General features: G+C 33.3%; 9 protein-coding genes. 6 read left to right on the forward strand and 3 right to left on the reverse strand.

Features of this window, described 5'->3' with window-relative positions:
• Window positions 1–42 precede the first annotated feature (42 nt).
• The 6 genes from AWE51_RS11005 (at window position 43) to AWE51_RS11030 (ending at window position 7,148) form a co-directional block, all read left to right on the forward strand.
• The gene (locus AWE51_RS11005; RefSeq protein ID WP_066313458.1) at window positions 43–2,037 is read left to right on the forward strand and encodes a thiol-activated cytolysin family protein; all 1,995 of its coding nucleotides are present in this window, start codon (window positions 43–45) and stop codon (window positions 2,035–2,037) included.
• Window positions 2,038–2,250: 213 nt separating this feature from the next.
• Entirely contained in the window at window positions 2,251–2,832 is a 582-nt protein-coding gene (locus AWE51_RS11010; protein ID WP_066313469.1) for an O-methyltransferase, read from the forward strand.
• Window positions 2,833–2,929: 97 nt separating this feature from the next.
• Window positions 2,930–3,325: an acyl-CoA thioesterase gene (locus AWE51_RS11015; RefSeq protein WP_066313472.1), complete on the forward strand. Its 396-nt coding sequence runs from the start codon at window positions 2,930–2,932 to the stop codon at window positions 3,323–3,325.
• A gap of 14 nt (window positions 3,326–3,339) precedes the next feature.
• Window positions 3,340–3,705, forward strand: coding sequence for a cupin domain-containing protein (locus AWE51_RS11020; RefSeq protein ID WP_066313474.1), 366 nt, complete (start codon window positions 3,340–3,342; stop codon window positions 3,703–3,705).
• A gap of 135 nt (window positions 3,706–3,840) precedes the next feature.
• The gene (locus AWE51_RS11025) at window positions 3,841–5,949 is read left to right on the forward strand and encodes a M48 family metallopeptidase (protein WP_066313476.1); all 2,109 of its coding nucleotides are present in this window, start codon (window positions 3,841–3,843) and stop codon (window positions 5,947–5,949) included.
• A 113-nt stretch (window positions 5,950–6,062) separates the two neighbouring features.
• The gene (locus AWE51_RS11030; RefSeq protein ID WP_066313478.1) at window positions 6,063–7,148 is read left to right on the forward strand and encodes a Gfo/Idh/MocA family protein; all 1,086 of its coding nucleotides are present in this window, start codon (window positions 6,063–6,065) and stop codon (window positions 7,146–7,148) included.
• A 28-nt stretch (window positions 7,149–7,176) separates the two neighbouring features.
• Here AWE51_RS11030 and AWE51_RS11035 read toward each other — a convergent pair whose 3' ends face one another.
• The 3 genes from AWE51_RS11035 to AWE51_RS11040 form a co-directional block, all read right to left on the reverse strand.
• Window positions 7,177–8,718 carry an alpha-L-fucosidase gene (locus AWE51_RS11035; RefSeq protein WP_066313480.1) on the reverse strand — a complete coding sequence of 514 codons (1,542 nt, stop codon included), beginning with the start codon at window positions 8,716–8,718 and terminating at the stop codon, window positions 7,177–7,179.
• A gap of 151 nt (window positions 8,719–8,869) precedes the next feature.
• Window positions 8,870–9,034 (reverse strand): hypothetical protein, encoded by a 165-nt coding sequence (locus AWE51_RS26465; RefSeq protein WP_157766074.1) that lies wholly within the window; start codon window positions 9,032–9,034, stop codon window positions 8,870–8,872.
• A 194-nt stretch (window positions 9,035–9,228) separates the two neighbouring features.
• A partial coding sequence (locus tag AWE51_RS11040) for a T9SS type A sorting domain-containing protein (RefSeq protein WP_157766075.1) occupies window positions 9,229–10,029 on the reverse strand: 801 nt, incomplete at its 5' end.

Here is a 10,029-nt window from a genome sequence, read left to right on the forward strand (position 1 = left end):
TTGTACAATCAAATCATTTATTTAAAAAAATTAAAAATTATTATGAAAAAGCTATCAAAACTATTTAGCTCCTTAAGTATACTAGTATTTTTATTGTCCACTTTCGGTTGCAGTAGTGATGAATCATCAGATCCATCAAACCCCGATCCCAATGAAAACTCTTTAACCTACGACGAAGTATTTTCAATCGGAAATCAAATTCCCTCTTTTAATGAAGAAAGAATAGAGCGTATTCTATCGCAAGAAAAAACCACTATAGACGAAGATAACGGGGATGGAACCACCTCAAGGTTCGTTTGTAATACCGAAACCGTGGATCTAAAAGATGGTACCGGAAGGTTTAACTTATTTGAAACAAATGCAGAAGTAGTGTTCCCTGGAAATCTATTACAAGGAAAAACACTAGCAGAACCTACACCTTCTCCAATTGTTGTCGAACGTGCAGGAGGAACTATTTCTATGAATATCAATAACGGAAATCTTCAGTCTGCTGTAACGGTGGATCAAGTAAAACGAAGTACCATACAAGAAGCTATTAATCAAATAATAAATACCTCTGGAGAAGAGGCTCCAGCAAATTTCACTGTGGATATTGAACAGGTCGAGTCTGAAGAACATTTGGCAGTAGAGCTAGGAATCAATATAAGAGCTTTCCGAGCAAATGTTTCAAGCAGTTTTGAATTTAGTTCAGAAAAAGAGTTCAATCGCACTTTGGTAAAACTAGATCAAAGTATGTACACCATTAGTTTTGATTTACCTACTGATATTGGACAAATTTTTGACGAAAGTGTTACTCCTGAAGATTTAGAAGTATTTGTACAGCCCGATAATCCAGCAACATTTGTTTCTTCCGTAACTTTTGGACGTATTTTTTATATGTTAATAGAATCAACTTCTTCTCGTCAAGAAATGAACTCAAGTATTAATGCAAGTTTTTCAGGTCTGGCTGTTCAAGGGTCTGCCGGTTTAGATATTAACTCTGTTTCATCTTTACAAGACCTAAAAATAAAAGTTATTGCATACGGAGGACCTGCTAGTACATCTTTTGAACTAATTGGAGAAACAAATATTCAAGACATCGCTGATGCATTAGGACAAAGTTCGGACTTACGTTTTGCATTACCTATTTCTTATGTAGTGCGTAGCGTAGAGCGCCCTGATCAGATTGTAGGCGCCGATTTAACGACTCAATTTGATAGAACAACTTGCGAAGAAAAAGGTCAGTTACCATTAATAGCCTACCGAAATTTAGTTGATATTTTTGGAGCCGATGATAGTATAGGAGCTGCTTTTAATATACAAGGAACAACAATAGGGGTTTATAATAGTGTAGGTAATAAATATGCCATCTACGATGCGGGAATTGGCCAGGTATTAGGCACATTTGATCATAATGATCCTAATGGACCATTAGGAGTGAGTGACTTAGACAATGTTGGAGCTGGTTTAAAATTTACAGAAAAATCTAAAGGTTTTAACGACACTTCTATTATTCTTATTGATAACGGCGGAAGGGTATCGCAGACTTTTGATTTAAATGATAACTTTAATATTTCAGATCCAAATCCAATTGGCACTTACGACCCAATCAGTTCAATTGCAAATATTCTGGGGATCGACTTGCGTAGTGGGCAACCAACACGCTATGATCTTAGTTCTGAAAGTATTTCTGCTGCAGCTGGTCTACCTTTCTCAATGGCCAGTAATAACAGAATGACTTCTATCGTTTTTTCTGGAGAGTCGCCAAGGTTTGTGCAAAATTTATTTTCATCAAGTACTAGACGTAGCAATGTTGCAGCGCAGAATTTAACAGAACTAAATACCTCAAGTGATCCAGACGGTACGGTATTCAACAAAATAAATGCCGCGGCTATTTTACGTTTTCCAGGAGGAATAGAACAACTTCTTTTAATTAATGAACAAGGTGACCTTATGATGTATTTAGATAATATGGATGGACGACCTAACGGTGTATATAGAGAAATAAGAGATGGTCGTTTTACGGCAAACTATTCTGGAATTAGAGTGCTACAATAGTGATCACAAAATATAATTTTATATAAAACTAAGGCTTCATAGAAACTTTTCTGTTGAAGCCTTTTTTAATTTCAAAACAAATTGAACAGATAGATTGTACTTGGTTTTAAACCTTAGATCTAAAAAGCATGAACATCGTAATTGATACATACAACTGATTTTCTAAAAAAACGATATACATAGTTTTGTGTTTCAACCCAACACAAAAACTCTATGAACGACTCAAATATTACAGATTTTCCAAAGGTATATTCAGCATTAGAAGTGCTATCTAAAGAAATTAACTTTTCAATGCCATCGGATCCCTATATCGGAACACTTTTAAAAACATTAATAACTTCTAAACCCAATGCTAATATATTAGAATTAGGAACTGGTATAGGTCTATCATTATCGTGGATGATTACCGGAATGGATGATTCATCAAAACTGACCACATTAGATAATGATCCAAAACTCATCAAAAGCATTCAAGAATACTTTAAAAACGAAGAACGAGTAACAATAATTAACACAGATGGAGCGACATGGATCAAAAACTATACTGGTCAAAAATTCGACCTCATCTTTGCAGATACATGGCCTGGAAAGTTTTATGAATTAGAAGAAACATTGGCATTAGTAAAACCGAATGGGTTTTATGTGATTGATGATATGATAACACAATCTAATTGGCCTGTAGGACACCAACAAAAAGTAGATCAATTAATTAAAACTTTAGAAAACAGGAAAGATTTTAATCTAACCAAAATGAATTGGGCTTCTGGAATTATTATTGCCACAAAAAAAGCATAACCCGCTACTTTTATAGTAACATAAACATATCTGCATCTTAATCACAGATTATCCTTTTCTATAGTTATTTTTGACATACACATAAAACCACACTCAAATGCAACCCGAAATTTTTGAATATCAATTTACAGTACCAAAATCTGCCATAGATGAAATGCATCATGTTAATAATGTCGTCTATCTTCAATGGGTACAGGATATCGCTAAAAAACATTGGGAATCTAAAACCAGTGAAAAAATTAGAGAAACCTATGTGTGGGTGGTTCTTAATCACCTTATAAAATATCATCATGCAGCTTTTGAGAATGACGTACTAACTATACAAACTTGGATAGACCATCACAGGGGAGTAAAAAGTGAACGTCATACCAAAATTATAAACAGTACCACAAATAAACTTATCGTTTCGGCAAAAACGAGCTGGTGTCTACTGCTTAAAGAAACGTTAAGACCAGCACGTATCACAGACGAAATAAGTACCTTGTTTGGGTAAAAAAGTATTGTTTTATGGAAGCGATTAGTATTAAAGAAAAATTATCTCAATTTGATAAGCAATGGCATCCCCATCGCATTGCTACTGTTGATGACAACCAAATTTATCTGGCAAAATTATCTGGTGACTTTATCTGGCATAAACATGACGATGAAGACGAACTATTTCAAGTAATAAAAGGCACACTTCATATGAAATTTAGAGATAAAACAGTTCTTGTTAATCCTGGCGAATTAATTGTAGTTCCTAAAGGGGTAGAGCATTGTCCTTCTACTGTTGATAATGAAGAAGTACATGTGCTTCTTTTTGAGAAGCAAACCACAAAACATACTGGCGAGGTCGAAAGTGAAAGAACAGTCGCTCGGTATATAGATATTTAAAAATCCTTTTTCAAAATATCAATATCAAATTCTTCCTGATACAGATTTCTGTAATTTAAAATAGGGATACTCTCTTATATTCGTATATTTTATATTTCGTATATTTTTATTATGTATTCTTAATCAATTAGTTTCATGGAAGAATTCTATCCAATAAGTCCAGAGCTTGACCGCAAGGATTTCACCAAAATTAATGCCAGTTACAAAAACAATGTACTTATCGTATTACTTGGTATTGTTCTATTTTTTTTAATTTATTCTGCAGCTGTTGCTGGTTCTATGTATTTGCTTTATCTCGCCATAACCTATGATATTGGCGATATTAACAAGCTTACTATTTTTCTTAAAATAGGAACTATTGGTATGAGTGCAATGTTTGTATTATTTATGGTTAAATTCTTATTTAAGAAACAACGTCTGGATGACAACCCACTAAACATTGAAATCAAAGAAGATGAACATCCTAAATTATTTCAATTCATCCGAAAGTTAAGCAGTGAAACAAATGCTCCTTTCCCCAAAAAAATATATGTCAATCACGAAATCAACGCAGCGGTTTTTTATAATAGTACTATTCTAAGTTTATTCGTTCCAACCAAAAAAAACCTATTAATCGGACTTGGGTTAGTTAATGGACTTAATCTTACCGAGTTTAAAGCCGTTCTGGCACACGAATTTGGTCATTTCTCACAAAGCAGTATGCGCCTGGGCAGTTATGTATATATGACCAATCGTATTATTTATGATATGGTTAACGAGCGAGATAGTTGGGATCACACCTTAGAATCCATGAAAAATTCTGATATTAGGATTGCAATTTTTGCTTGGTTATTAATGCCTGCAGTTTGGACCACTCGTCAATTAATGATCCTAATCTATAAAGGCATAAATATTTTACAATCCTCATTGTCCAGACAAATGGAATATCATGCCGATCTGGTAGCTGTAAGCGTTACCGGAAGTGATGCTATCGTAAATGGACTATACAAGTTAGACGCCACCTCACAAGCCTTTAATTTTGCATCAGAACATATTTATTCTGCCATTCAAGATAAAAAATACACTACGGATTTATTATATCATCATACCAGAGCATACGAATACCTTAAAGAAACTCAACAAGAGTTTAAAGAGAAGCTATTAGAAAACTGTAATCATCAAAGGGTATTTTTAGAAGATGATGATGCAAATATTCCTAATATGTATGCCTCGCATCCTTCTGGATATAAAAGAGAAGATAATGCCAAGAAAAAATATATTAAAGGAGTCGAAGATGCTAGATCACCATGGATATTATTTGGTGATAAAGATGCACTTTGTGAGAAGGTAACAAAGAATTTAATTACTTTAAATTTTAACTTACCTAAAGACGCAAAGTTTACCAAGGCTTCTGAAGTAGAAGAATTTATAAAATCCGAAATTGAAGAAACACAATTTGATTCAAAGTATTTAGGCAATTATGATAACCGTTTCATGACAGAATTCTCTCTAGACAGCATAGAGTCAATGCTTTCTACTTATGCTATTGATTCATCAAATAGTATCGACAAATTGAAGGATTTATATAGCCATCAACTAACAGAAAAAATGGCAAAAGAAAAAGTTGTAGACGAAGAACTTCAACTCCTTGCCAAAGTGCTTAACAAACAATCTAAAGAGAAGCAATTTAACTTTAGAGGAAATAAATATTCAAATAAAGAGGCCGAAAAAGTATATAAAGATCTTATCGAAGAATTAGATCAGGACAAATGGTTTGAAGATTTTGATAAAAAAGTTTTTGCTTCGACCTATGCAATAGCAACTCCAGAAAAGAAAGAAGAATTACTACTTCGTTATCGCTTTCAATTTGAATTTCAAAAATACCACAAAGCCTTTATTGATATTCAAAATGAATTTCATCTAAAAATCAACGAAATCAATACTATTGGTAATTTAAGTGAAAGTGAAGTTTCTAATTTTGCAAGAAAGTTTAATATGTTATATAATCAAACTACTGAAGCTTTAAAAGAAGTTGATGTGCTTAGGTTACCCCCTATGAATAATACTAAACATATTTCCTCGTTAAAGGATCATCTCTTAGATGAAGATGTAGAATTTATTTCAAGTGCTACGTTAGATGGCCCCAAATTAAATTCTTTTCTCATGCAATTAGAAAATATAATTGCTAAATCTAAACGATTGTATTTTAAAAGTCTTGGTAATATTTTAAAATTACAAGAAACTATAAGACAAAATGCGGTATAATTTAATACCATTAATTTTTAAAAACCTTACTATTTGATTTAACAAATCTACAACAATAAGAATAAAAATTTAGCCTTACCTTATGTTGCTGAGTAGATTAAAATCTTCAGGACATGAAGCAAAATAGAAGAGAATTTGTTAAAAATACTGGACTTTTATTAGGTAGCAGCTTGTTTCCGTATGGGTTGTTTGCAGCTCCTAATGCTAAAAAATTAAATGTATGCCTAGTAGGTTTAGGTAATTATAGCTCTGTTATTTTAGCCCCTGCCTTACAAATGACGAAGCATTGTCAACTTACGGGAATCGTTACAGGTACTCCTTCGAAAATTCCTAAATGGCAAAAAAAATATAATATTCCAGATAAAAATGTTTACAATTATGATACAATGCGTCTAATTGCAAACAATCCAGATATTGATGTTATTTATATTGTAGTACCAACAGGTTTACATGCTAAATATGCTATTGAAGCAGCCAATACCGGAAAGCATGTTTGGTGTGAAAAACCAATGGCAAAAACAGAAGCTGAATGTAAATCTATCATAGATGCTTGCACCAAAAACAAAGTGAAACTTTCTATAGGGTATCGTATGCAACACGAACCTAATACACAAACAGTAATAAAATGGGCAAACTCAAAACCTTACGGAAAAATCAAAAGCCTTAGAGCTGAATTGGGTTATAATGTTGGTAAACCAGCTAAAACATGGCGATTAGATAGTGATCTTGGTGGTGGTGCTATGTATGACTTGGGTGTGTATCCATTAAACGCTGCCAGATATACCACCGGAGAAGAGCCAATATCAGTCATAGCACAGCAAATGACAACGCGTCCCGAAATATTTACGGAAACTGATGAAACAACTCACTTTACTCTAGAATTTCCTTCGGGGGTTATCGCACATTGCAAAACAAGTTTAGGTAAATCTATGCATGAATTATATGTAAACTGTGAAAATGGATGGTATACTTTAGCTCCGTTTTCTATGTATACAGGAGTAAAAGGAAAAGCCAGTGACGGTAAACTTCTTAATCAATATATCGAAAGTCAACAGGCTAAACAAATGGATGATGATGCTTTGGCAATTATCAATAATACACCGGTTATCGTACCAGGAGAAGATGGTATTAAGGATATTAGAATTGTAGAAGCCATTTATAAATCTGCCAAAAGTGGCACTAAGGTTAATCTATTATAATATCGCCTAACCAATCTAAATATCTTGTTTATTCTAATTCAATTTTAAATACCGTACTTAATTCATCCATTGGTGCATTAGGGATTGTAATTTCAAATTGTCTATAATCATCAGAATGGAATTCTACAGGAATATTGGTCCCTAGTAACGTTATCTTTTTTACATCAGAATTGGGGTAATACCTATGTGGAGAAAGCATATGATAGTTTATTTTTTTGCCGGCTTGTGGCTTACCCAATAACATCATATACACTGTTTTTCCATCTTTAGACTGGGTTAGCCTTACATCATCTGATGTATAGGCTACTGTAGCAGATTGTCCGCCAAACTCACCGGCTTCGGCAGTAGCAGTTCCAAATCCGAAGATACTGTAGGGTCTGGTATTATAAATAGCTTCTCCGTATTTTGAGAACCAATCTCCTAATTCTTCTAATACTTTTCGCTGTTCTAGCGGAATGGTACCATCTGCTTTTGGAGAAATATTTAAAAGCACAACTCCGTTCTTACTAACAACATCTATCATATTTCGAAGTACTAAATCAGCAGTCTTATAGGTTTGTCCAGACACATAACACCATGAATTATTACTTAGCGTAATATCAGTCATCCATGGTAACTCTCCTAATTCACGCCTTCCTCCCTGTTCTATATCCTTTACTCCTATTTCTTTTGGCAAATCAGATTGTTTATAGGCAATAACGACTTCTTGATCATTAGTTTTGGCATTATTAAAATAATAGCTGCACATCTCTTTTACCTTTTGTTGATCTATACTATTAAACCAGGTATCAAACCAAATGATATCTGGCTGATATTGATCTACTACTTCTACTATTTGATCATACCAGTATTGCTCAAATTCTTTAGATGAAATTAGGCCATACAACTTTCCTAGTTCCGGATCTTTTGTACCCGTATGATATTTTGGATTATAAAAATAATGGCTATCAAAAGCATCTAACCGGTTAGGATTAGTAATATTACGTTGCAAGTTACGCGCATGATGAAAGGTAGTAATGAGTTTCATTTCTTTTTTCCTCAAGGCTTTTGCAAGCTCACCAGTGATATCCTTTTTAGGACCTTTATTTTTGGCATTCCAAGGATTAACTTTACTGTCCCACATCGCAAAACCATCGTGATGTTGTGCTACTGGGCCTGCAAATTTGGCTCCTGATTTTTTAAATAGGTCTGCCCATTGGTCAGCATCAAAATTCTCTGCCGTAAACTTGGGAATAAAATGGTGATATCCAAATACTGATTGGTCTCCATAAGTTTTTTTATGATGTTCAAATTCTTTTGTTCCCGGCTTATACATTTTATTAGGATACCATTCATTACCAAATGCAGGAACAGAATACACTCCCCAATGAAAATAAATACCAAATTTAGCATCTTGAAACCACTCGGGGGCTGCATTATGCTTTTTTAAAGATTGCCAATCTGCAGTATAGCGTTCTGCAATTTTTGGTTTAGAGTCTTCATTAGTAATTATTTCTTTGGGATTTGATTGTTTGCAACTTAGCAATAGTATGGATAGAAATAGCGAGGTTAAAAGAAGTCGAATTTTCATAAGAGATTGATTACATAATTTTTAATAAAAAATTACTGATTGCTTCCTCTAAAATAAAAAGACCTCTATCAAAATAGTACTACTTATGGTTTTCAAGTTATTACAAAATTTAAAAAAAGAACTTACAATTTCAACATTTACCTATGACAATTTAATTTGTTCTAAAATTTCCAGGTTGACCTATCGAAGCATTTTTATGAGTATAGTTTGCATTACTAAAATCCTGATCGTATTGAAATTCTGCTAAATTTAATAACAAAGCAATACTATCTGTTTTTGTATAAGCTGATTGAAATTCTTGTTGTAATCTTGCCAAAGTATTCTCTTCTCTCTGTGTTATTAAGTGTAAAGAAAATAAAAAAATTAGAATGTATATTCATTTTCATAACTTCAAAATCACCTAATTCAATAATGAGTTAAACCACCCAACAAAGTGAGTGGTTTTGATGTATAAATAAACCTACTATGCCTCTTCAACCATAAAATAGGTTGTAAATGATGATTATAGCATTATTTAATCACCATTTTCTTAGTATCAATTTTTGTTCTTCCAACATATAGTGTAAAGAAATAAGTTCCTTGGGCTAAACCACTACTGGTAATATTTAGTTCACCTTCTCCCGTTTGAGTTAAAGCAACCTTAGAAAATACCTGACCCGTCATCGTACTAAATATCATAGAGGCATCTAGTGTTCCCTCTGGCAAATAATATCGTATCGTAGAAGTTTCGTTAAATGGATTTGGAATATTTTGATACAAAATAGGAATATTTGATCTGGTCGTTGGGTCTTGAATTCCAGTTGTATTTTGTTCCAATGCTTCAATACGCGCAATTAATTCATTGATTATAGTTTGTTGAGTTGTATTTTCTACTATTAAATCTTCAACTTCTTGTTGAGTGTTTACAAGCTCGTTCTCCAGAGAAGCAACTATGGGATTAAGGTTTACAGTTACTGAATTGCCATTTTCAATTTCAATAGTAAGGTTACTCTCATTTAAAGTAGCTCCTGTCAAATTTTGACTGTCGGTATTTACATATCTAGAAAGATCAATGGTATTCCCATTGGTGATACTTAAGGCATTTGTTTGTAAATCTAAAGTTTGATTATCTGTTCCTATGCCATCTCGCAATGAGGATAAATCAATACTATTACCGCCAGAAATGCTTAAATCCGTATTGGTAAGTATTAAGGTTTGCGCATCGGTATTATCTAAGTAACCTGAAAGATCCACAGTGGTAGCGTCATTACTTAAACTTAGCACATTGTCAGAAAGATCAAGGTCTTGCGCATCGGTATTGTCTAAAAAGTT

The sequence above is a fragment of the Aquimarina aggregata genome (assembly GCF_001632745.1).
GTDB classification, from domain to species: domain Bacteria; phylum Bacteroidota; class Bacteroidia; order Flavobacteriales; family Flavobacteriaceae; genus Aquimarina; species Aquimarina aggregata.

Bases quoted from the DNA above. Each gene is read 5' to 3' on its own strand.
- AWE51_RS11030 (WP_066313478.1), top strand. From the start codon at position 6,063: ATGAAGCAAAATAGAAGAGAATTTGTTAAAAATACTGGACTTTTATTA.
- AWE51_RS11010 (WP_066313469.1), top strand. From the start codon at position 2,251: ATGAACGACTCAAATATTACAGATTTTCCAAAGGTATATTCAGCATTA.
- AWE51_RS11035 (WP_066313480.1), bottom strand. From the start codon at position 8,718: ATGAAAATTCGACTTCTTTTAACCTCGCTATTTCTATCCATACTATTG.
- AWE51_RS11020 (WP_066313474.1), top strand. From the start codon at position 3,340: ATGGAAGCGATTAGTATTAAAGAAAAATTATCTCAATTTGATAAGCAA.
- AWE51_RS11005 (WP_066313458.1), top strand. From the start codon at position 43: ATGAAAAAGCTATCAAAACTATTTAGCTCCTTAAGTATACTAGTATTT.
- AWE51_RS11015 (WP_066313472.1), top strand. From the start codon at position 2,930: ATGCAACCCGAAATTTTTGAATATCAATTTACAGTACCAAAATCTGCC.
- AWE51_RS11025 (WP_066313476.1), top strand. From the start codon at position 3,841: ATGGAAGAATTCTATCCAATAAGTCCAGAGCTTGACCGCAAGGATTTC.